Origin of the sequence: Serpentinicella alkaliphila (genome assembly GCF_018141405.1) — a bacterium.
Taxonomy (GTDB): Bacteria; Bacillota; Clostridia; order Peptostreptococcales; family Natronincolaceae; genus Serpentinicella; species Serpentinicella alkaliphila.
This window is the reverse complement of sequence record NZ_CP058648.1, coordinates 2,381,456-2,403,802: the sequence shown is the minus strand read 5'-3', so window position 1 is coordinate 2,403,802 and position 22,347 is coordinate 2,381,456. Positions and strand designations below refer to the sequence as shown.

Sequence of the window (22,347 nt, the reverse complement as noted above, 5' to 3'; positions counted from 1 at the left end):
ATACTAGACACTATTGCATAATTGAATTAATTATCATTTAAGGTTATAATATAATTTGCAAAAGTTATAAACTTAATATTATGAACATGAATACATACTTTCTATACGAAAAAATGTATACTCGTTACTTTTGACCTATTTTAATCATTTTAACTTTTATTGAAATTACACGTTTAGGGGTGGAGACTTTGAGTTATAAAGTTTTAGATTTATTTTGTGGGGCTGGGGGCCTAAGCTTAGGCTTCAAAAATGCAGGTTTTATTATAGCTGGTGGTGTAGACTTTAATAAGGCTGCTATGGATACGCACAATGCCAACTTTAATACTAAATTCCATTATTGTGGTGATATACAAGAAATAAGCGATATTACTGTCGTAAATGAGTTGAATGATATTGATGTTATTATTGGTGGGCCACCATGTCAAGGATTTAGTTCGGCTAATAGATACACGCCTATAGAAGATGACCCTAGAAATAAACTATTCTTAGAATACATGAGATTTGTGAGATTAATAAAACCAAGCGTATTTGTAATAGAAAATGTACAAGGAATTTTAACAAGAGATAATGGGTACGCAAAAAACAAAATATTAGAGATAACTACCGAATTAGGATACAACGTAAGCGTAAGCGTTTTGAATGCATATGACTATGGTGTACCACAAACAAGAAAGAGGGCTTTTTTTGTTGGCATAAGAAATGACTTGAATAAAGCTTTTAATTTTGATTCTATCCAACCTAAATTTACAGATACAACTGTATTTGACGCTATCGGTGATTTGGAACAGTTAGAGAACAAGGCTAATTTTAATACACTTAAGGAAATTTTGCGATCTCCAATTCAAAACTATTATTATGCTGAAAAAATGGATCAAATTGCGAATCATGATATTAGCACTCATAGTAAACAAGTTGTTGAAAGAATGAAATTTGTACCGCAAGGTGGGAATTGGAGAGATATTCCAGATAGTATGTGGGATACACAAAGGAATAATAGACATTCTTCTGCGTATAGACGATTAAGTTATAATAAGCCATCAATTACAATTGATACAGGTCATATGAATTACTTCCATCCAATATTTCATAGAGTCCCTACAGTAAGAGAGTCTGCAAGAATACAAACCTTTACTGATTCATTTGTTTTTTTGGGAAGTAAAACAGATCAATTTAGACAAGTTGGTAATGCAGTTCCTGCTATTTTGTCAGAATGTATTGCTAGTGCCATATTAAGTAGCATTTTAGGAGGATAAAGTTATGAAGATAATTGATTTATTTTGTGGAGCTGGAGGTCTAAGTAAGGGATTCGAACTAGTAGGATTTGAATCAATACTAGCATTGGATAAGTGGCCTGATGCCATAGCTACATATAATTATAATAGAGAAAACAAAGTTGGTATAAGTATGGATATTCATGACTATACAAATGAAAAGCTTCTACACTTGTTGAATAGTAACACTGTAGAAGGCATTATAGGTGGACCACCTTGTCAAGGTTTTAGTCTTGTCGGTACTAGAGATACGAATGATTTTAGAAACAACTTATATCTAGAATATGTTAGATTTGTCGATATAGTTAAGCCAAGTTTCTTTGTGTTAGAAAATGTCAAAGGTTTATTGAGTTTAGGAAAAGGAATATATAGAGATGATATAATCAATAGATTTGGTAATTTAGGCTATAATGTTAACTATAAATTACTTAAAGCATCTGACTATGGAGTCCCTCAAGCAAGAGAAAGAGTTTTTTTCGTAGGATTAAAAAATGACATTTTTAATGAAACTTTTTTTGATTTTGACAGAATTGAAAAAAGCGAGCTTGTAACAACAAAAGACGCTTTGAGCGACTTACCTACTCTTCGTGAAGAGACAGAAAGTGAAAAATACCAAAGTATGCCTAAAAACAAATTTCAATATTGGGTAAGACAAAATTCCAATAAGGTCACAAACCACGTAAAAACATTACATACAGAGAAAACAATTAGCATTATTAGTTTAGTTCCTGATGGTGGAAGCATTAGAGACCTTCCACCAGAATACTATAAAGTTAGAAACTATAATAATGCTTTTAGAAGAATGGATAGTACCTTACCAAGTAATACTATAGATTGTGGTCATAGAAACTATTTCCATTACGAAGAAAATCGAATACCTACTGCAAGAGAATCAGCTCGAATTCAGAGCTTTCCTGATAATTATTATTTTAATGGTAGTAAAACTAGTCAATATACACAAATAGGAAATGCTGTCCCTCCTTTACTCGCATATGCGGTGGCGAAAGTAATAAAGGAAGAATTAATCAATATGAAAAATAAGTAACTAAAAAGAATTTATTGATGGGGGGTATACATATATGCATTATTGTGAGAATTTAATTGAGGATGAAAGTACTGTAACTAAATCAGAATCTAAAAATAAGTATAATATTTATAAAATTATTGAAGTGATGGATAATAAAGCAATAGATAATTACGCTGGTGCGCAAGTTTCATATAATATTCCTAAAGAATTTTTTGATATTTGCAAAGAAAAACAAGTAATCAAATTCAATCAAATAGTTGGTTCGGGTTCTAGGACAAAAGATGAGTATATTTTAGTAAATGAATTTAAATTAATCTTGGGCAAAAATATATTAAAACTAATTGGTGAAAAATATCAAAATGTAAATAATAAGCTTCTAATACACCACGCAACTAATAATAAGCCCCAACTTTTTAAATCTCAATATGAGAAACATAATGACCCTGGTTGTAAATGGTTCTCAGAGCTTTATGATAATAATATACAGGGCAATTTACTTCACTACACTGTTAATCTTGTTGAGAAAACTTTTGAAATTGATATTGAATTTAAATACGATATTGCTAATGTAAAAGAAAAAAGAGTAAATTATGAAATCAACTTAAATAATCATGAGGACTTTAAGAATTTCGGATTGCAATTAATACTTTTTGGTCCTCCAGGAACAGGTAAAAGCTTCCAAGCAACTAAAATAATACAAGAAGATTATTCTGATTATAGTCCCACAAATCAAAATAATATGTTTGTCTTTAGAACAACTATCCACTCCGAATATAGCTATTTTGATTTTGTTGGAAGTATTTTACCTAGAGTACACAATAATGATGGTGATAAAACTATTGAGTATAAATTCACACCTGGTATTTTTACTCAGGCTTTGAAAACTGCTTTTAGTTCCCCGACTCAACCTGTCTATCTTGTTTTAGAGGAAATGTCGAGAGGAAATATAGCTTCAATCTTTGGGGATATTTTTCAACTACTAGATAGAGATTCTGATGGAGTAAGCGAATATAGTATAAAAAATGATCTGATTCAGACGGAAGTTTTTCCTTCAGAAGGTAAAGACATCTACTTACCTAGAAACTTAAATATAATCGGTACAGTAAATACTAGTGACCAAAATGTCTTTGTTATGGACAACGCATTTAAGAGAAGATTCGAATTCGAATATGTTGATTTAGATCCAATTAAAGATACAACTGGACAACTATTAAATGATTTTGTAATTAAACTTATTGAAAACGGTGTGGAGTATAACATTCTATGGAGTAACTTTTACCAATCTTTTAATAAATATATTGTTGAGGAGCTGTCTTTACCAGAAGATAAACAAATTGGTCAATTTTTTATTAAGTTTAAAGAAAATGATGATCATTATAATAATAAACAGTTATATAATAAATTACTCCAATATATTTGGAATGATGTAAATCTAATTAATGATTCTGGGAAAAATTTCATCTCGAAAGATATACGTAGTTTCTCTCAAGCCTATAAGAAGTTAAAAAATAATGAAAACATTTTTTCTGAAAACTTTTTACAATTATTGATGGTGTACTCAAATGAAAGTTAAAATAGTCCATATATTACAAGAAGGAACTTTGGTTAATGCAGAAATTATTCAAAGATTTGATTTGAGAGCCGATGAGAAATTAATATCACCTGAAGGCTTATCTTTGTTCGTTGGCTTTATTTTTAGGAATAATGAATTATTGTTCTCTTTCCCAAAACATTTTTTTCAATTTGGATTATATAATATCACTACCACATATTCAGAGGTTGAAGAAGACATAAAACTTGTAAGTAAGTTATTAATTAAACAACATCAAAACTTCAAAGGTTATAACACTAATTCATCAGATACTAATAATATCCCGCTCAAAGCTTTCTATGATATTTTGAACTATTACCGAAGGTATGGACTATATCATGTAGAAACCAGACAATACACAACTGACTATTCAGGTAGAGTTTCATGGAAAAAAACTATACATAGTAAAAAACATATTGTCTCAAACTACAATATTATTTATTTGCCATTAATAATTGAAAAAAAAGAAGCCATGTTTATGTTTGTGACTGAGTGCATGGCTTATGCAATAGAAAAAATATATAGTATCATTCCTTTTTATTTTGATAATAAAAGTAGCATAAATTATAAATATAATAAGAATAGTTTTGAAGATTATAAATCAGTAATTAAAAAGCTAAAACGGTGCTATAGTACTGAGTTCAAAGATATAAATAGAATTTTAATAAATAGTTTAATCATTTTTTTCACATGGCTAAGTAAATGGGATAACAAAACTAAATTTGTAATTAACTACTTTAATCTAATATGGGAGAATATGGTTAACAATTATCTCTCAACTAATTTCGCTGGTATTAATAAAGAAGAAAATAGTTTACTCTTTTCTAAAAATAATTGCAAATTTAGCTTTACCAGTAAATTAGAATTGGCTATTGGTGAATATCATAAAGGTATGCGATTGATAGAAATAGATCATTATTTTTATAAAGATAATATTGCATACGTTTTTGACTCAAAATACTATAACAATCTCAATGAGCTTGATTATAAACAAGTGGCTTATTGCTATTTTGTTCTTAATAATAATAATAATAATGAAATTAATAGAATATATGGCGCCTTAATTCTACCAACTTGCTTTGACGACATAACATATGTGCATTTAGACAGACTCCGTATAGATAATTTCATCATTTTTGAACACTATATCAATACAAGAAAAGCTATTCAGTTTTCTTTAGATATTTAATAATACACTAATTATAAGCTATGAGCAATTATAAAATAGAAAATTAAAGTAAACTATGTTTTGATTGCACAAAATCCTAATTCTGGCTTTATATTATTAAATGACTTTTAGATATAGCAAGTAGAGCAGTAGAATCATATTTTATTATGGATTTCAAAATATTAACTCGGCAAAATACATTTCCATAATAAAAAATTAGTTCTCTCCTGCTCTTACACTCCCATACTAACACTTACTTTTATAGAATGAAAAGATAACTACATTATTTTGAAATTGGAGCTAACTTTCTGTACAAAATATATTTTAAAACTCTTATCGTTATTAACAACTACTAAGCCTAATTAATTCTCTACATATTTGTGTAAATCCATAACAAATTTTGCTCAAATTATAGCTTCAGGCATCGTAGTCATACATTTGTAATAATAAATTTCTTGTTGGGATTAATGACTCTAACAAACAAAATCACTGAAGTTCAACTGTGAATAATTCTATAGTTCTTCGATTCATGAACTCATTCCTAATATCAAACTTATTAATATCAAACTTATTAAATTGTCCCTGTTGAGGAACACAGTATCTCATATTCTGCAAACACTAATATATCACTCTCCTAATACAAATATAACCTACCTTTGCCTTGAGTTCACTGTGTTTTTTTCATCAATGTATATATCTCCATCATAAGATCCATACGACTTCCTATAATTCAACAATACACAACCTATATATCCTCTCTGTTAAGGATAATAATCTATGAATTTAATACAAATATTATATTTATTTATCTTATTTACAAATAATCCCTGAATTATTAAACATAGACTTTATATGTCTCAGTTTATAATGTAAAATAGTGTTAATATATATAACTATTCCAAGAAGGAGATGAATGCAAATGGCTAAAAAGAATATAGTGATTATAGGGGCAGCTGGAAGGGATTTTCATAATTTCAATACATATTATAGAAATAATGACAATTATAGAGTTGTTGCATTTACTGCAGCCCAAATACCGGACATTGATGACCGTAAATATCCAGCAGAGTTAGCAGGTAGTTTCTATCCAGAAGGAATCCCTATATATCCTGAAGAAAAATTACCAGAAATAATAAAGGATTTAAATGTAGATGAATGTGTTTTTTCATATAGCGATGTAAATTATACAACTGTAATGGGTATAAGTGCAATGGTTAATGCGGCCGGTGCAGACTTCAAACTATTAGGACCGAACAATACTATGATACAAAGTAATAAACCTGTAATTTCTGTATGTGCTGTTAGAACGGGAACAGGTAAAAGTCAGACATCTAGAAAGATTATAGAGTTACTTATGGCCAAAGACTTAAAGGTTGTCGCAGTTAGACATCCTATGCCTTATGGTGATATTTCAGAACAAAAAGTTCAAAGGTTTGCTTCTTTAGAAGATCTAAAGAAACATAAGTGTACCGTTGAGGAAATGGAAGAATATGAACCTCATATTACTCGAGGAAACATTATATATGCTGGTGTAGATTACGAAGAGATTTTAAAACAGGTTGAGCAAGACCCGGATGGGTGCGATGTAATTTTATGGGATGGTGGTAACAATGACTTTTCTTTCTTCAAGCCAGACCTTGCCATAACAGTCCTTGACCCTCATCGTCCTGGACATGAATTGAGTTACTATCCAGGAGAAGTTAATCTAAGAACTGCGGATGTAGCCATCATTAACAAAATAGATAGTGCTAGCAAGGAAGCAGTAGAAAAAGTTGAGTCAAACATTAAAAACGTTAATCCAAAGGCCTTAATTATAAAGGCTGAATCAAAAATTACCGTAGATAATCCAGATATTATAAAAGGAAAGAGAGTTTTAGTTGTAGAGGATGGTCCTACTTTAACCCATGGTGAAATGAAAATAGGTGCCGGTGTAGTTGCGGCTCAACGACTAGGAGCAGCAGAACTTGTCGACCCTCGTCCTTACACGGTAGGTAAATTAACTGATACATTTAAAATCTATAAAGAGATCGGTACTGTTTTACCAGCAATGGGCTATGGTGAACAACAATTAAAAGACCTAGAAGAGACAATAAATAATACGGATTGTGATTCTGTAATAATAGGTACACCGATTGATTTAACAAGAATAATTAGCATTAAAAAACCTTTTACTCGAGTACATTATGATTTAGATGAAGTAGGCACTCCTAACCTTACAGAAGTATTGAATGATTTTATTAAAACACATAATTTATTAATCTAGTATTTATCAGATATATCCTTTTTAATATAGCTGCTGATAACAAAGGCAGAATGCAAATATAAAAAAAGTAATCCTAATTAAATTGATATGCTCCCCTTATGGTAGACAGTTAAAATAATAAACTGTATATCGTAAGGAGGGCATATTCACTTTTTGGGTAGACCTCTTACTATAGTGATATAAACAGAGTTCCTAAAATAGAGAATTAAAATTAAACTAATAGTAATAATAACTTTATACATAATTTACTAAGGGGTGAAACATTGAAAAAGTCAGTATTAATTATTGGTGCAGGAATAGGTGGTTTGTCTACAGCTGTAAGATTACTTAGTAAAGGATATGATGTGAAAGTTTATGAAAAAGAAAAAAATATAGGCGGTAAAACAAATCAACTAGTAAACTACCCATATACTTTTGATTTGACTGCTTCAATTTTAATGAATAGACAAATCTATGAAGAAGTTTTTCGTGAATCTAACCTTGATTATAAGAATTACATAGAATTTATACAGGTCGATCCAGTTTATCGTTGCTTTTATGCAGATGGATCCCTAATTAATTTAAATCGGGATTTGGTGTTATTAATAAAAAACCTAGAGTCTATTTCAAAAGAGGACGCTATTGGATACATTAAATTTTTATCAGACGTATACGAAAGATACATTATTGCTAATGAGCATTTTCTAAATAATACTTTTGAAGAACCAATAGATTTCTTTAAGCCCTCAACCCTCGTTAACGCCTTAAAAACAAAGTCCTTATCATCATCCTATGATCTAATATCTAAATACATTAAGGATGAGAGACTTCAAAAGTTTCTCCTATACCAATCCCTATATGTAGGAATATCCCCTTATGAGGGACCTAGCATTTATTCCTTAGTTCCTGTTGTATCTCAACTCTATGGTATATATCATATTAAAGGTGGAATGTATTACTATGTTAAGGCATTAGAAAAGGCTATTTCTGATTTAGGTGGAGAAATTCGTACAGACTCCCCTGTCGATGAGATTTTAATATTTGACAATAAAGCTATTGGCATAATATCTAAAGATAAAGAAATCAATGGAGATATAGTAATAAGTAATGCAGACTTTCCCTATACGATGGATGAACTTATTAAGGACAACTCACATAAGGGAAAATATATAAAAGAAAAAATAGAAAAAATGAAATACACCTGCTCCACATTTATTCTTTATTTAGGCCTAAAGAAAAAGTATCCCGAACTTAATGTCCATAATGTTTATATTTTACGATAACTTTAAAGATAATATAGACTATGCATTTACAGGTAAGCTTCCTATAGAGCCTTCTTTCTACATTTACTCACCAACTCAAATTGACCAGAGTATGGCTATAAACAATGGAGAAATTATTAATGTAGTAGTTAGAGTGCCTAATTTACTATTTAAAGGAATAGAATGGGACAACCATACAATTGAAACTATGAGAGATAGAATAATAAAAACCCTTAAAAACATTAAGGGCTTAGAGGATATTGAAGATAATATTGAATTTGTAGATTACCTTACTCCAATAGATTTAAAGGAAGACTATAATTCCTATGCTGGAGCTGCCTTTGGACTTAGTCCAACATTAACTCAAACTAATTACTTTAGACCTCATCTGAAACTCGATACTATCAATAACCTCTACTTTGTTGGAGCCTCTGTTCATCCTGGTCCTGGGGTTTCTATTGTATTGCTCTCAAGCAAGCTTGTAGTTCAGGAAATACTAAAAAGTGAAAAATGATATTTATAAGATTATATTGGAATTAAGTATTAAGTAAAATTACCATACATAATGAAAGTATAGTAGTTTTAACTTTGCAAATTGTAAATATGCTAGATAGCAACTAATAATCAAATTGTTGAATGGCTGATCTTTACAAATTTGCTCCTCATTTTAAATAATTAATAAATATCCTGGTCTTATCAATTTTATTGAGCCAATGCTCTTCACTTATGGAAGTGCTATTGCATACGTTAATCATGAAAGAGATAAAAATAATACTCGATTTATCCTTTCTCTTTTGCTTGTGATCTACAGTCACCAATATAACCATAATTTTTATTATAAAAAGATATTTTTATTATCTATCTAATATGTAAAACTTTTAGGATCTTCTGATTCGTAGTCTCGAAAAACGCAAAAATTATATAAATCGAGAAAAATATATCTTGTATTTTCAAAGTTTTCAATATCTCATTAAACAATTATAATAATTAAATAAGTACGAAAGAACCTTGGTAGAGATAAGAAAGGGGGATACATACCACTATTTTGCAACTCTTTTTTACCACACTATACTGTCTGGGGTACTAAATATTCTTTATACATTTAAAGCCAATCGTTTTAATGCTTCAATAATATAATCATAGGGTATATCTTCGGCATAACGATAATTCCTAGTGTATTTCTTCCACTGTCTTTTTAAATCTTCGCTACTTCCAATGCTAGCAATTCTTTTTTCAACATCTTTTAAAATATGGGTTGTACCTCTGTTAGCTGAAGTCTTTTTAACTGCATCAGCAAAGACTTCTTCATCAAAATCTTGAGTTTTAGCCAAGATATAGATATCATAGAAATCTCTCGGTCTAGTACTAAGCTCACCTCTCCTTAAGATCGTCTCATACTTCTCTGCTAAAACTGTTTCGATATTATAGGCCCAAACACCTATAGTCCGGTCATCAAAAATCATTCTTAAAACTGTAGAAAATTTCTTTTGGCGTTATGGCATCTCCAGTCGTTATATCAATGTGCATTGGTGTAGTGATCGTATCATAATCAGCTTGTATACTGGCCCGGAATCCACCATAGGCATCATCTTCCCTTATTGCTTCAGTTCCTAGAAAGGAAAATTTCACATCGTCATCTAGTGCTACTGAACAGATATCAGCAATCGCTTTTGATAGTGATTCAGCATTCAGTGGGTAATTCTTTATGGTTGCATCCATATCCATTGTTGCTCGATTATCAATCCCTACTATAGCTGCTATTAGCATGCCACCCTTCAGTATGAATTTATCCTTGTATTCGGATTTTGATACCCTCTCTAAGAAACGCTCGAACATATAGTTTTGAAGAACCACTTGAGCTGACATATCCTTTTGTTTTGCTAGATTTCTGATTTTGGCTTTTAGACTCATGGCTTTACTGCTCATAGTAGCACCTCCATGTAGCCCTTAATTAGTTTCTCAACTCTAAATTTTCTTGCATATTCCAAAAGAAGTCTATAGTCTGTTGACTTCAACTTTATATACCCCTTTAATGCTTCATTTACAATCTGAATATCTATTTTATTTCTACTTCTTACAATATCACAAATTGTTCTTTCAACGTTGTATACCTTGATCTTATTTCCAAAGGAAGTTATTCCATCAATAATTCCTAATGAATGTAAATCCCTTTTGATATAGTAGATTTTGAAGTTCTCAGATATATTCTTAACAACTTTGTAGCTACTTGGAACAGTGGCAGAATACTCAAATGGTGTCCTATCGGTTAAATTATGTATAAATAAAGCAGTCTCATGAGAATAGATTATTCTAGGATATTTACACTGCATATAGTACATTTCATCCTCAATTGTTTCAGGTGATACATATACACCTCTGCTTACCCGTTCCAGTTTTCCCATTTCAACTAGCTTTGATAAATATACCCTTGGGATATTTAAATCTACTAGGTCTGATGTTAATATAGTTCCATTTTTTTGTTTTATATAACTTTCTAATTTTTCAATGTAATTCATTTATACCACCTCTGTTTTTACAAATATACTTATATTATATACATAATCAGTATTTTTGTAAATGTCGCTTTTGATTCAATATATTTTAAAACATTAAAAATATAGATTTATAAAAACAATAGGGTTCTTTAAACTAAGTACATTTTACATATCAATATTGCTTAGTAATTCATCAGCAATATTTACATTTTCTAACCTTATGATATTTTCATCAAGTCTATTAGAACTTAAAATATTTATGCTGCCATACCAAACAATCTCCTGGTCAATAACGGCAAACTTTTGATTTATATCAGATTTAAAGACTACATTAACACCAATTTTTTCGATATCATTAATTCTACAAGCAATATTGAACCTGTCTTTTTCCTTATGATCAGTTTCTGGTCGTGTAACAACAGTAATCTTTACTCCACTTTTTAATACTTCAATAAACTTGTTTAATGTTAGATCTAGTCCTTTTTTATTAATATAAGGACTAACAATAATTATATGTGATTTAGCAGCTAATATATCTTCTATAAATGCAGTTAAAAAGTTTCCATTATTAAAAATAGAATTAAAATCGCTAAAAGATTTGCTATCACTTTTAATTGAGTATCCAATTGCTGCATACCCTTTTAGCCTTTTTTGGTACATTCTTTCAAGCACATTTATATGTATATCTATATAATCATATATTTGTACTTCACTTTTACCTTCATATAATCTATGAAGTCTTCCTGCATATTGAGAGATTGTTCCCTTCCATGCTATAGGCATAGCTAAAAATAAAGTATCTAGTCTTGGCATGTCAAATCCTTCTCCTACCAACCTCCCTGTAGCAACTATTACAGTATTATTTTCAACATGCATAACATTTAGCTTTTCTAATTCGTTTTTCCTATGTTTTGCAGACATCCTTCCTGTCAATATTACCACATTTACTAATTTTTCTTTTAAATTATGTGCAAGTATTTCAACATGTGATGTTCTCTCAGTTAATATAATTGGATTTCTTCCTTGGCTTAAAGCTTGTAGCACGTCTTTAATAATAAGTTGATTTCTAATATCATTTTTACATATATCTGAATATATTTCTCCCATTGTCCATCTCTGTTCATTTTCTGTCTGCGAGCTTCTAAAAGACGTAAATCGTGGGATAATATAATGTTCAAAAGGCCTTTTTTTAGCTTGCTGTAGGGGATTAACTTTATATCTAACAGGACCACAATGCATAAATATAATTGGATGGTGTCCATCTTTTCTGATCGGAGTTGCAGTTAGTCCATATACATATTTTGCATTAATGTTTTTCATTATCTGCTCAAAGCTAAATGCAGGAACATGATGACATTCATCTACTATAACCATCCCATACTCCCTAACAAAATCCTTTACTTCGTCACCTGTTACTACGGACTGCATAATTGCAATATCAATAAGCCCACTAGGATTATTTTTTCCAGCTCCTATTTGACCTATAATACTAAATTTCTTTTTGCGTCCTCTTTTATTCACTTCTTCTTTAGGTAAAACTTCATTAATTTGAAGAAATTCACCTAAACGTTCTTTCCATTGTTCTAATAGTTGCCTAGTATGTACAAGTATAAGGGTATTTAATTTTCTTTCGGCTATTAACTTAGCTCCAATTACGGTTTTCCCAAAAGCTGTAGTTGCAGATAAAACTCCATTGTCATATTGTAACATTTCTTTAACGGGTTCCTCTTGTTCTTCTCTCAACTTTCGGACAAATTTAGCATTAATTGTTTTCTGATAAAATCTTTCATCTTCCCATTCAATAGGAATTTCATATACCTTTAATAAACTAACAAGATCTAATTCGCATCCACGAGGGAGACATAAATAATCATCAGTTTCATCGCACAATGAGATGATTCTGGGTTTCCCATAAGTGGATATTCTCATGGCCTGAGCTTTATAAAAATCAGGATTTTTAAAAGATGCCAACCGTTTAATTATATTTAAAGATTTATTTGAAAACCCTTCCTTTTTTATATATAGCATATTGGCTTTTATAGCATATATTTTATAAGGAAAATCAAATTTGTTTATTTCCACTTTTACAGTATTCGTTTGCCATGGTTTAGGTATCTGATCATCACTCGTCCTTAATTCACCTAATTCATTATCATTACATAACTCTGATATTATAAGTTTAACTTCGCTTTCATTCAATTTCTGAACACTATCAAGGTATTTCCATTGATCTTCATAAGAATTAAATTTGTTGTCAACAAAGCTACTATTATTATTTTTCCTTGCATATAACTGCAAAGGTAACGCAATCAAATTACCAAGTCCACCTTTAGGCATAGTATCTTGATTAGGAAATAGGCGATCATATGACTTGAATTTAATTTCATGTCTTTGCATCATTGCATAGGTTAGTATTGCAGTTCCGAGTTTTCGCGCCAAAGTAGCACTAATTTTTTCTTCAAAAAAGAACCATAAGTGAGCACCATTTCCAGATCTTGAACGTTCAACTGAAGCTGGAATGTTTTTTTCATTACATATTTCTATAATAGCTGTAACATCATTCTGCCATCCACTATCATCAAAATCGATTGCAAGAAAATAGCAAGACTCATCTTCAAGCATAGGATAAATTCCTAATACCTCTTGTCCTTTAAGATGTTTCTCAATTATATGTTCATTCAGGGATGCATATTTTTTATTATTACACTTAGAGCATTTTATTTGAGGTTTATTACAAACTCCTTTTTTCCACTCATTTAAACACACTGGGCTATATCCAGATTTACCTACTTTATCTTGCCACCGTTTAGCGTATACATCGGGTCGTCCTTTAAATAGATTCATAAATAACTTAATCTTTTCACTTGCAGAGCTATCTTTATTGATAGAATTAACTTTAATTTCACTTGTTTTTATATTTTTATCTTCACAAATAGACGTTACTTCTCTGTCCTCTATATCATAGATGGAATAACCTGTATTAAGCTGTTCCTTAAGTATTTTGTTCTCATTTTTCAGTATTCTATTTTCTTCCAGCAGTCTTTCATATCTTTCTAGAAGAATCTTATATTCCATAGTATTTTTTCTCCTCAGTATATATTCATATCCAGTATTTATCATTTCTTTCTGAAAATCATTTCATCAAATATTAAATCTTTATATCGATTATACATATATACATCCCTTAGAATTACATCCCATCTTATAGTAAAATATTTTAGTGGAATCTTTTTGTAAATGTCAATACAAAAATGCTCAAAAATTATAATCTCAAAATGTACAATTTTTATAATTAGTTGTTATTTTTCTTAGACTCAAGCAACTCTACTTTACCCTTTAGTCTATAAGAAGGTCCCGTTATTTTAATAATAGTAGAATGATGAATAAGCCTATCTAGTATTGCATTTGCAAGAGTAATATCTGAAAATACTTCTCCCCATTTACTAAATGGTTGATTTGTAGTTATAATTGTGGAATTCTTTTCATAACGCTTATTTATCAGTTGAAATAGTAAGTTAGCTCCCTGTCTATCAATAGGTAAGTAGCCGATTTCGTCTTATGGAAAGTGATTTATTATGTGAAGTAAGAAGCAATATACTGATTAAACCAACCAAATATCAGCTTCAAACTTCACATAATTTTTTTAGATAATTGTTTTAAGCCATTCTATCATTTCTTCTTTCTCCTTTTCTGAATATTTTTCTAGCGGTAAAACATTATGGCTTGCTTCTTCTATTGCCTTACGTTTAATTTCAGGATTTGATTTTGCATAAATTTCTGTAGTAATAACAGATGTATGGCCTAAAAAGTCCCTAATATAAATTAAATTTACTCCGCCTTCTAACAAGTGCATAGCTTTACTATGTCTTAAGGTATGTGGTGATATCTTTCCTGAAAATAGTTCTGGATGTAGACTCCTTGCTTTCTTTACATATTTATCTAATATATAAGCAATTCCAGCTCTTGTAAGTTTCTCAAACTTTTTATTGAAAAACAAGGGATGTACAGGTTGCATTTCTTTTTTTCTTTTGCAGTCATTCATATAGATATTTAGGATATCAAGTGTTTGTGGCATTAGGGGTATAATTCTTGTTTTATTGCCTTTTCCTGTTAATTTTACTGTAGCAGGTTTTATGTTTCGAATATCTCCAAAAGTTAAATCAGCAATTTCCTGAACTCTAGCCCCACTATCATAAAGGAGAACTAATATTGCCATTTCTCTTCGTCCTTCTGTAGATGAACTGTCATGAAGACGAAATAGATGTTTAATGGCTTCTACTGAGATATAGTTCATTGGAATAATAGGTACTTTGCGAGTTTTAATATCAAATATTGATGAACAAAGTTCAATATACTCGGGCTTTTCCATTTGGATATATTTGAAGAAAGCATGGAGTGCTGAGAGCCTATGATTAATGCTTGACACGGAATATTGTTTTTCTTTCTCTAACCAAACTAGAAAGTCTTCTAAATATTTTCTGGACAACGTCTCAAGTCTCATTTTAGAAATCGATTTGTTTAGAAACTCTTCCTGGTACTGAAAGAGAAGAATGAATGTATCTCTGTAAGATTTAATCGTATTATCACTGTAATTTGTACGTTCAGGTATATGTTTTAGAAAGTAAGAGGACAGTAACTGTTGAAAATAATTAATTTTCATAGTCTACCACCTCCGGATAGGCATTGTTGTAGTACTCAGTCATTGTGTCAATGATGGAAGCATGGGCTTCAATTGTTAATCGAAGGTATTTTTCTGTGCTTTCCAAACCCCTGTGTCCAAGATATGTGCTTAGAATTGGAAGTGAACAGTATATATCATTTCCTTCGTCAACCATCTTTTCCAAAGCATGGACAGCAAACGTATGGCGAATGTCATGTACTCGAGGAGTTGTTCCATTTTCTCTAAATATTCCAGCAAAGGTCATAAACTTTCTAAATTGACAGTATACGGGGGTGCTATTATATTGACTACCATTTTTACTAGGGTAATAGTAACCGTCATATGTAGATGAAAAACCCATTCTCTTTACATACTTTTTACAATATTTAAGTAGTGATTTGGACATAGGCATCAGACGTTGTATGTTATTCTTGGTGGCATCCAACCTTATGATTCCTTGTTCAATATCTAAATTTTTCATTCTCAAACCAAGGGCTTCATTAATTCTTAGTCCACATCCATAAAGCATCCTAAATAACATCGGATATATAATATGGTATGTTGGATATCTTGGACTAATTGGAATTTTATCAAGGATTTTAGTTAGTCTATTTATCTCATTGTGTGTAAAAATATATGGAGTAAAATCATTTTTAATTTGAACAAGATCTGTTTCAGGATATACATAATAGCTAAAGCCTATTCGGTTCATAAACAAAGAAAATTGACGAATAATGCTCATTCTCATATGTTGTGTTTTAACTGATTCTACTCCCCGACGTGCTACATATTTTTCTACCATTTCTTTGGTGAGAATGTGAGAATTTAATGGTAGACCATCTTTGAAAAAAAGAAAGTGTCCATTCCCCTTAAAAGATAATAAACAGATGATCCCATTTTAAATCCAAGACTGCGTTTATAGACTATATACTTTGTACAATATTCTGCGAGGGGACCCGTAAAGATATAGGTAATCTCTCTACTCTTCATATGCCACCTCCAATGCTACAGAGCGGAGTTGCTCAATATCAATTGATAGATACAGGCGAGTTGTACTTGTATTTTCATGCCCTAGTATCCCTGTAATTACTGGGTAGGGTGTATTGTTTTTTAGTAGATTACTTGCCAAACTATGTCTCATAGAATGCAATCCATGTTTACGATCTGAATAAGATACCATCGCTTCATCCATATATCGAGTTATTACATAATGAAATACATTTGTTGATCCATAAGGTACAAATGGCGCTCGATGTCTTAAAAAAATATAGTGGGACTCTCCCTTTGGGCGACCATTTTTAATATAATCAATAATTGCATATTTAATATTATCGGGCAAGGGGATTTGAATTGGATTTCCTGTCTTTTGCTGAATAAATTCAATTGTATTTTTGCTCCATTTTATGAATTCTAACTTCATTAACCGGATATCACCAGCACGAATTCCTAATTGTATGGCAAGCAATAAAATTAGATAATCTCTTTTACCTATGTCCTTATCTCTATTTACATGTGAAAGTATTTTCTTAAGTTCATCTTCATTATAGTAAGATGGAATACGCTCCATTTTATTAGAAAAAATAACAGGAAATAATTGCTGCATGGGAGTAGTAATATACTTTTTTCATATAAGAAGGATAAAAAGTTTCTTAATGTGAACAGAATACCACTTCTAGTAGACGTAGAATAACCCTTTTCGGAAATATATTTCACATATGAGAGAATAGGTTCTGGTTCCAGTAGACTAATTTTCCTTATACCAATTTTCTCAATATAATTAAGAAAACTTGTTAGTTGAATAGATTTACCTTCTATAGTCCTTTTAGTCAATCCAGATTCTAATCCAGTATTTAGAAATTCGGATAATATATCTGCAAATTCTGAGACTACCTGAACTCCTAATTTTTGATGACATTTAAGAATCTTACCATATAGTGCATACTCATTCAAAACTTTAATAGTCCTAAGATAAAATACATGGTGGTGCTTGAGGTTTTCTAATGATGGGATATTGTATTCTTCTTGAATAAATGACAAACATTTTTTATAAGAAAATTCTTCTATTCCATAAATACTGCATCGTTTTAATATTTTTCTCCAACAAGAACGATATCTGTTAATTGTATTTTTGGAATATCCAGAAGCACTAAGGTGTGATTCTACACTACTGATTAATTGTTTTAATGATATAGTAGTCATATTCATCACTGAATTCTCCTTTTCTATCTACTATATCAGAAATTATTATGCAAAGTTAAAAACAAATATTCTATTGAAATGTAACGATTTTAGCTACCAACTTCACATAATAAATTACTTTCCATAAGACGAATTATGCAAAGCTTTTCATAATTCGTCTATTATCAATAGTTTATATTTAGCATAATGCTTTAACTTTGATTCTAAGCGATTTTCTGCGTGAGCCTTATTTAGCTGCATGATTAAATCATTACAAGAAATAAAGTAAGTAATGTATCTTTTCTTAGCTGCAGCTACTCCTAGTGCTACAGCTAAGTGAGTTTTTCCAACTCCGGAAGATCCGAAAAACAGAACATTTTCTTTGTTTTCTAAGAATCTCAAACTCTCCAAATCCAATAATTGAGATTTATTAATGGAGGGTTGAAAATCAAAATCAAAGTCTGATAAGGTTTTTTCGTAGGGGAATGCAGAAACCGCTATTTGTATTTTCGAAGCTCTTTCATTTCTAAACTCTAATTCTTTTTCAGTTAGCTCTAAAAGAGCGTCTGTAAACGGAATATCTCGCTTAGATATCTCACCTAAGTAATTAGGTAAAAAGGCTCTGAATTTATCTAATTTAAGGGATTCTAGATTATTAAGTAATTTAGTATACGAACTCATGGGGTCACTCCTCCAAAAATATATCCATATTTCTTAAATTCTGCTCGATAAATAATTCAACATCTTCATCTGAATAATGTCTTAAAGCATCAGAGAGTAATATATCTTTTGCATGATCTTTTTTGTAGTGTAAAATTTTATCCGATATTTGATGACAAACAATTAAATCTTGATTAAAATAGATGTATAATTCAGTATCAATTTGTGATACTGTTAAATAGCAACCAATATAGCCGGTTGGCACAGAGTATTTTTTACCTTTATATCTGATCATGGATTCGTTAGATACCTTATATTGTTTTTCGTGGTGGAAATATGATAAAAGGACATCCATTGTAGGTAGAGGGTTTAAATACTCTTTTTCTTTTTCGTATCTTAATTTTGGGATCTCATTTGTTGCCTGTGAAATTTCATTATTTATATCTTCATTAAAAGACTTAACAATACTTTCCAATTCATCAAATGTATCAAACTCTCCATTATACGGTGTTAGCCTATCTACTAGCTTTGCAAGTGCTTCAACCTTTCCCTTGGTTTCCGGTCTATATGGCCTACATGTTATTACTTCAAATCCAGCATCCATAGAGAAATATTTAAAAACTTTATTTATTGATATGTTTTTAAATGTAGTATTACTTCTGTCTACGACTGTTGACATGTTATCAAAAAGTATTTCTTTAGGAACGCCTTGGTAGTATCTAAATCCTTCAAATAAACACTCAAATAGTGTTTCCTGAGTTCTGTTTGTTGTAAGCTTTAAAAATTTAAGCCTGGAATAGCCTAGGACCATTAGAAATATGTTTATTTCAAAAACCTCACCGTGTTTACTGATCATCTTTATACTTTCTTTCCAGTCAACTTGTGCTTGGAGCCCAGGACTAGTATCAAATCTAATTGTTGCTTTCTTTACTTCAGACTTTCTATGCTTTTTAATAAAATTATTTACAGTTTGATAACCTCCATCATATCCTTTCTTTTGAATAAATTTAAATACTGCCATAGATTTTGAGCCGTAGTTATCGACCTTATCTATTACGATCTCTTTAAATTGATCCAGCTTACTTTTTGATTCTCTTGGCTTTCTTGTCTCATTTCCTAAATTAGAAATGTATCTATCTACAGTTCTTCTATCACAGTTAAATCTTCTTGCTAGTTCACTCTTGTTCAACAACCCAAACTCCTCTCTCAATAAATTTATTTGATTAGCCACATCTCTCCGCATAATATTTCCCCTATCTTTTTTTGAAAATATTATACAATAGAAAATGTACAAATCTGTGTATTTTGAGATTAGAATTTTTGGCTAATTTAATTATATAATTTACACTTTTTTCCTTAGTATTCCATATACTCTCCAAAATTCCTCTTTTTCTATATCAATCTGGTTGGGTTCAATTATATTATAATAAATAAAAAACCACTAGATGTAACTCAAAAGACTCTAGTACTTACTAGGGACATCAGTGGTGTCAGCTAATAGAATTACGAGACTCAAGATCCCCCAACAATTAACTAAATATACGTTAAGGAAGCGATGAGGTAATTGCGGGTTTTTGCAATCTATTTAAGATATTAATTCGCCATAAATCTACTCAATTATACATCCAATAAATAAGTTTGCCACCCTGCTGTAATAACGGGTGGCAAAGTAGTATCTTTTTTGGTTTTATAGCCTCTGAAACCCTTCTAAATCCTAGATATTTTAGCGACACACTCCACATGAGCGGTTATTCCATGGGTTTATTTTATCATCAATGTATATATCATAGTATATTATTTTATACTCTTGAAATGTTGAAATATAGGGAACTAAAGATTGTATAGGAACTTTCTATACTTTTCTATAGTTCCCTTTAACTTTTGGGTGGGTGGCAAAGCGGTGGCAAGTTGGTGGCAAATCATCTGAATCATATGAAGAAGGCATATTGCTTGTTACACTTCCTCTAACTCCTTTATTGTACAAACTAAATATATTTACTTCTAAAGTAAAATTTACCCATCACCCAGAAAAAAAGTGCTAGACATTAAACTCTCTGGTACTTTTTAGAGGTTGAATTAATGAGTGTGCTTACTATCTTGTCAAATGCTTCCTCACTTGTACTTTATCTTATTTAGAAGCATCCCCATAACCTTGGGCCAATGAATAATACAACTAGTAATAGGAAGAAGAATAGTAATTCAACTCCTGATATACCGTGTAAAGCACGACAGTTACAGAAGATAATTACTTGCAGCAAGAAGAAAAATAGTATCGTACTATCTTTGCTAAATATACCTCATAAAATCCCTCTACTTTCTTTAGCGATATCTGCCATCTATATCACCTCTTTTATATTTGAGCATCTCTAGTCTTACTATAAATTATACACTTACTGTAAAATGGTGCTATTAGTAAGAGCTTATCCTTTTATTAAGCATTGTTACTCAAATACAATTCATTATCTTTTTTCCATTTGCTAATTTACTTGTAATCCGTAGGAGTTCCCCAATATTCAAATGGATTGTAAGCAGGATCAGTTGAATCAAAATATATCCATATAGGTGTATAATTTAATTGTGTATGTGTTGCAAAAAATTCATTGTCTCCATAGATGATTGCTTCAAGCGCCAATGGCAATTCCCTCCTAAAGATAGCATTACGTATAGCATTTATGGCAGAATCAAAATTACCTATATAAACGTATACATAAAGAAATATACCTAAGTTAGAAGTTTTCCATTCTGCCAAAACCTCATCCCTCATGCTAGTAATTTTATCATATGCAAATTGTAAACCTATAGTTAAAAATAGCTCGGCTGTTATATCAGAGTGTGTCAATGTATATTTTCGTCCTAGTATTGGTTCCGTCGTTGTTACACCTGGTCTGAATTCCACATAAAGTTTTTCAGGATCTAATCTTTCCATATATTTTCCCCCACAATTTTCATATTGGGCAGTTTTTAAAGTAATAATAGACCTAGCTATACTTTCTAGACACCTAAATTCCTTTTGCAGTCCATTATATTCTCTTAAAGCAAAGAGGTGACTAATTAAGTAGGAAATATATTATAAGATATTCTACAATAATGGCATTCATAACTGTACACCTATCCTGAGAATAAGGCATACACTATTAGCAAAGATATGAAAGGAGTGATCAATTTGAATAATGGATACCAACCATATCCACACCCTAATCATCCAGTATATAACCCATACAATCCCTATAATTGCTATAACCCTTATCAACACCCTTATTGGGGGTATACACCGATGCACCATCCATGTCCCCCGACACAGCCTATTAGATTAAAAGATTATGGCCCCTGCCCCTATGTAGTTAATATTGAAGAGGCTACCAAACAAAACGATTATTACCGTATCGCTTTATGGACAGGAGAATACTTGCAGCTTACGTTAATGAGTATCAATCCTGGGGACGATATAGGTTTAGAGCTTCATGAAGACCATGATCAATTCATACGTATTGAAGAAGGTCAGGGTATTATTATGATGGGAGACAGTAAAGATCAATTAGATTTTAAAGCAGAAGTCTATGATGATTATGCAATATTTATCCCTGCTGGTAAATGGCACAACTTGATTAATACAGGACGTACCCCTCTAAAACTATACTCTATTTACGCACCACCCGAGCATCCTCGGGGTACAATTCATAGAACAAAAGCAGATGCTGAAAAACACCCAGGGTACTAAATATTAAAAGTATTATACCTATAAAATATAAAAAGTGTAGAGTCTATGGTATTGATATCCTAGCTCTCTACACTT

The 22,347-nt window shown here is 30.9% G+C and carries 19 protein-coding genes and 2 pseudogenes; 8 read left to right on the top strand and 13 right to left on the bottom strand.

The window, feature by feature from the left end; genetic code table 11:
- Window positions 1-188 precede the first annotated feature (188 nt).
- The 7 genes from HZR23_RS12250 (at window position 189) to HZR23_RS17205 (ending at window position 9,075) form a co-directional block, all read left to right on the top strand.
- Window positions 189-1,253, top strand: a complete 1,065-nt coding sequence (locus HZR23_RS12250) for a DNA cytosine methyltransferase (RefSeq protein WP_132849439.1) — start codon at window positions 189-191, stop codon at window positions 1,251-1,253.
- Window positions 1,254-1,257: 4 nt separating this feature from the next.
- Window positions 1,258-2,316, top strand: a complete 1,059-nt coding sequence (locus tag HZR23_RS12245; protein ID WP_132849440.1) for a DNA cytosine methyltransferase — start codon at window positions 1,258-1,260, stop codon at window positions 2,314-2,316.
- A gap of 34 nt (window positions 2,317-2,350) precedes the next feature.
- Window positions 2,351-3,871, top strand: coding sequence for an McrB family protein (locus tag HZR23_RS12240; RefSeq protein ID WP_132849441.1), 1,521 nt, complete (start codon window positions 2,351-2,353; stop codon window positions 3,869-3,871).
- Window positions 3,861-5,078, top strand: coding sequence for an LlaJI family restriction endonuclease (locus tag HZR23_RS12235; RefSeq protein WP_132849442.1), 1,218 nt, complete (start codon window positions 3,861-3,863; stop codon window positions 5,076-5,078). Before HZR23_RS12240 ends, HZR23_RS12235 begins: the two co-directional genes overlap by 11 nt.
- Before the next feature lie 898 nt (window positions 5,079-5,976).
- A complete protein-coding gene (locus HZR23_RS12230) occupies window positions 5,977-7,320 on the top strand; it encodes a cyclic 2,3-diphosphoglycerate synthase (protein ID WP_132849443.1) in 1,344 nt (447 codons plus the stop codon).
- A 263-nt stretch (window positions 7,321-7,583) separates the two neighbouring features.
- Entirely contained in the window at window positions 7,584-8,582 is a 999-nt protein-coding gene (locus HZR23_RS12225; RefSeq protein ID WP_243098270.1) for a phytoene desaturase family protein, read from the top strand.
- A complete protein-coding gene (locus tag HZR23_RS17205) occupies window positions 8,563-9,075 on the top strand; it encodes a phytoene desaturase family protein (protein WP_243098271.1) in 513 nt (170 codons plus the stop codon). Before HZR23_RS12225 ends, HZR23_RS17205 begins: the two co-directional genes overlap by 20 nt.
- A gap of 580 nt (window positions 9,076-9,655) precedes the next feature.
- Here HZR23_RS17205 and HZR23_RS17600 read toward each other — a convergent pair.
- The 13 genes and pseudogenes from HZR23_RS17600 to HZR23_RS12170 form a co-directional block, all read right to left on the bottom strand.
- Complete coding sequence (locus HZR23_RS17600; protein WP_279229909.1) at window positions 9,656-10,024, bottom strand: nucleotidyl transferase AbiEii/AbiGii toxin family protein; 369 nt, start codon at window positions 10,022-10,024, stop codon at window positions 9,656-9,658.
- Window positions 10,014-10,487 (bottom strand): nucleotidyl transferase AbiEii/AbiGii toxin family protein, encoded by a 474-nt coding sequence (locus HZR23_RS17595; RefSeq protein WP_279229910.1) that lies wholly within the window; start codon window positions 10,485-10,487, stop codon window positions 10,014-10,016. The genes HZR23_RS17600 and HZR23_RS17595 overlap by 11 nt, the downstream gene beginning before the upstream one ends.
- Entirely contained in the window at window positions 10,484-11,077 is a 594-nt protein-coding gene (locus HZR23_RS12215) for a type IV toxin-antitoxin system AbiEi family antitoxin domain-containing protein (RefSeq protein ID WP_132849444.1), read from the bottom strand. The genes HZR23_RS17595 and HZR23_RS12215 overlap by 4 nt, the downstream gene beginning before the upstream one ends.
- A 144-nt stretch (window positions 11,078-11,221) precedes the next feature.
- Window positions 11,222-14,131 (bottom strand): TOTE conflict system archaeo-eukaryotic primase domain-containing protein, encoded by a 2,910-nt coding sequence (locus tag HZR23_RS12210; RefSeq protein WP_132849445.1) that lies wholly within the window; start codon window positions 14,129-14,131, stop codon window positions 11,222-11,224.
- A 253-nt stretch (window positions 14,132-14,384) separates the two neighbouring features.
- A pseudogene (locus tag HZR23_RS12205) lies at window positions 14,385-14,612 on the bottom strand (ATP-binding protein); the annotation flags it as partial.
- 87 nt (window positions 14,613-14,699) lie between these two features.
- Entirely contained in the window at window positions 14,700-15,425 is a 726-nt protein-coding gene (locus HZR23_RS12200; RefSeq protein WP_243098307.1) for a tyrosine-type recombinase/integrase, read from the bottom strand.
- Window positions 15,426-15,434: 9 nt separating this feature from the next.
- Window positions 15,435-15,716: pseudogene (locus tag HZR23_RS18090) on the bottom strand (site-specific integrase); the annotation flags it as partial.
- A complete protein-coding gene (locus HZR23_RS12195) occupies window positions 15,706-16,518 on the bottom strand; it encodes a tyrosine-type recombinase/integrase (RefSeq protein ID WP_213050258.1) in 813 nt (270 codons plus the stop codon). The pseudogene HZR23_RS18090 and the gene HZR23_RS12195, both read right to left, overlap by 11 nt.
- A gap of 177 nt (window positions 16,519-16,695) precedes the next feature.
- Window positions 16,696-17,283, bottom strand: a complete 588-nt coding sequence (locus tag HZR23_RS12190) for a site-specific integrase (protein WP_213050257.1) — start codon at window positions 17,281-17,283, stop codon at window positions 16,696-16,698.
- A complete protein-coding gene (locus tag HZR23_RS12185) occupies window positions 17,223-17,921 on the bottom strand; it encodes a site-specific integrase (protein WP_213050256.1) in 699 nt (232 codons plus the stop codon). The genes HZR23_RS12190 and HZR23_RS12185 overlap by 61 nt, the downstream gene beginning before the upstream one ends.
- Before the next feature lie 141 nt (window positions 17,922-18,062).
- The gene (locus HZR23_RS12180) at window positions 18,063-18,575 is read right to left on the bottom strand and encodes an ATP-binding protein (RefSeq protein WP_132849606.1); all 513 of its coding nucleotides are present in this window, start codon (window positions 18,573-18,575) and stop codon (window positions 18,063-18,065) included.
- Between the two features lie 4 nt (window positions 18,576-18,579).
- Window positions 18,580-19,746 carry an IS21 family transposase gene (istA, locus tag HZR23_RS12175; protein WP_213050255.1) on the bottom strand — a complete coding sequence of 389 codons (1,167 nt, stop codon included), beginning with the start codon at window positions 19,744-19,746 and terminating at the stop codon, window positions 18,580-18,582.
- A gap of 1,290 nt (window positions 19,747-21,036) precedes the next feature.
- The gene (locus HZR23_RS12170) at window positions 21,037-21,480 is read right to left on the bottom strand and encodes a staygreen family protein (RefSeq protein ID WP_132849604.1); all 444 of its coding nucleotides are present in this window, start codon (window positions 21,478-21,480) and stop codon (window positions 21,037-21,039) included.
- Window positions 21,481-21,708: 228 nt separating this feature from the next.
- Between HZR23_RS12170 and HZR23_RS12165 the strand changes: the two genes are divergently transcribed.
- Window positions 21,709-22,272 (top strand): cupin domain-containing protein, encoded by a 564-nt coding sequence (locus HZR23_RS12165; RefSeq protein ID WP_132849603.1) that lies wholly within the window; start codon window positions 21,709-21,711, stop codon window positions 22,270-22,272.
- The last annotated feature ends 75 nt before the right edge of the window (window positions 22,273-22,347 follow it).

What these genes read in the sequence shown, in the direction of transcription:
- HZR23_RS12245 (WP_132849440.1), top strand. Translation starts at nt 1,258, where the DNA reads ATGAAGATAATTGATTTATTTTGTGGAGCTGGAGGTCTAAGTAAGGGA.
- HZR23_RS12240 (WP_132849441.1), top strand. Translation starts at nt 2,351, where the DNA reads ATGCATTATTGTGAGAATTTAATTGAGGATGAAAGTACTGTAACTAAA.
- HZR23_RS12235 (WP_132849442.1), top strand. Translation starts at nt 3,861, where the DNA reads ATGAAAGTTAAAATAGTCCATATATTACAAGAAGGAACTTTGGTTAAT.
- HZR23_RS12230 (WP_132849443.1), top strand. Translation starts at nt 5,977, where the DNA reads ATGGCTAAAAAGAATATAGTGATTATAGGGGCAGCTGGAAGGGATTTT.
- HZR23_RS17205 (WP_243098271.1), top strand. Translation starts at nt 8,563, where the DNA reads ATGTTTATATTTTACGATAACTTTAAAGATAATATAGACTATGCATTT.
- HZR23_RS17600 (WP_279229909.1), bottom strand. Translation starts at nt 10,024, where the DNA reads ATGATTTTTGATGACCGGACTATAGGTGTTTGGGCCTATAATATCGAA.
- HZR23_RS17595 (WP_279229910.1), bottom strand. Translation starts at nt 10,487, where the DNA reads ATGAGCAGTAAAGCCATGAGTCTAAAAGCCAAAATCAGAAATCTAGCA.
- HZR23_RS12215 (WP_132849444.1), bottom strand. Translation starts at nt 11,077, where the DNA reads ATGAATTACATTGAAAAATTAGAAAGTTATATAAAACAAAAAAATGGA.
- HZR23_RS12210 (WP_132849445.1), bottom strand. Translation starts at nt 14,131, where the DNA reads ATGGAATATAAGATTCTTCTAGAAAGATATGAAAGACTGCTGGAAGAA.
- HZR23_RS12200 (WP_243098307.1), bottom strand. Translation starts at nt 15,425, where the DNA reads ATGGAAAAGCCCGAGTATATTGAACTTTGTTCATCAATATTTGATATT.
- HZR23_RS12195 (WP_213050258.1), bottom strand. Translation starts at nt 16,518, where the DNA reads ATGGTAGAAAAATATGTAGCACGTCGGGGAGTAGAATCAGTTAAAACA.
- HZR23_RS12190 (WP_213050257.1), bottom strand. Translation starts at nt 17,283, where the DNA reads ATGGAGCGTATTCCATCTTACTATAATGAAGATGAACTTAAGAAAATA.
- HZR23_RS12185 (WP_213050256.1), bottom strand. Translation starts at nt 17,921, where the DNA reads ATGAATATGACTACTATATCATTAAAACAATTAATCAGTAGTGTAGAA.
- HZR23_RS12180 (WP_132849606.1), bottom strand. Translation starts at nt 18,575, where the DNA reads ATGAGTTCGTATACTAAATTACTTAATAATCTAGAATCCCTTAAATTA.
- HZR23_RS12170 (WP_132849604.1), bottom strand. Translation starts at nt 21,480, where the DNA reads ATGGAAAGATTAGATCCTGAAAAACTTTATGTGGAATTCAGACCAGGT.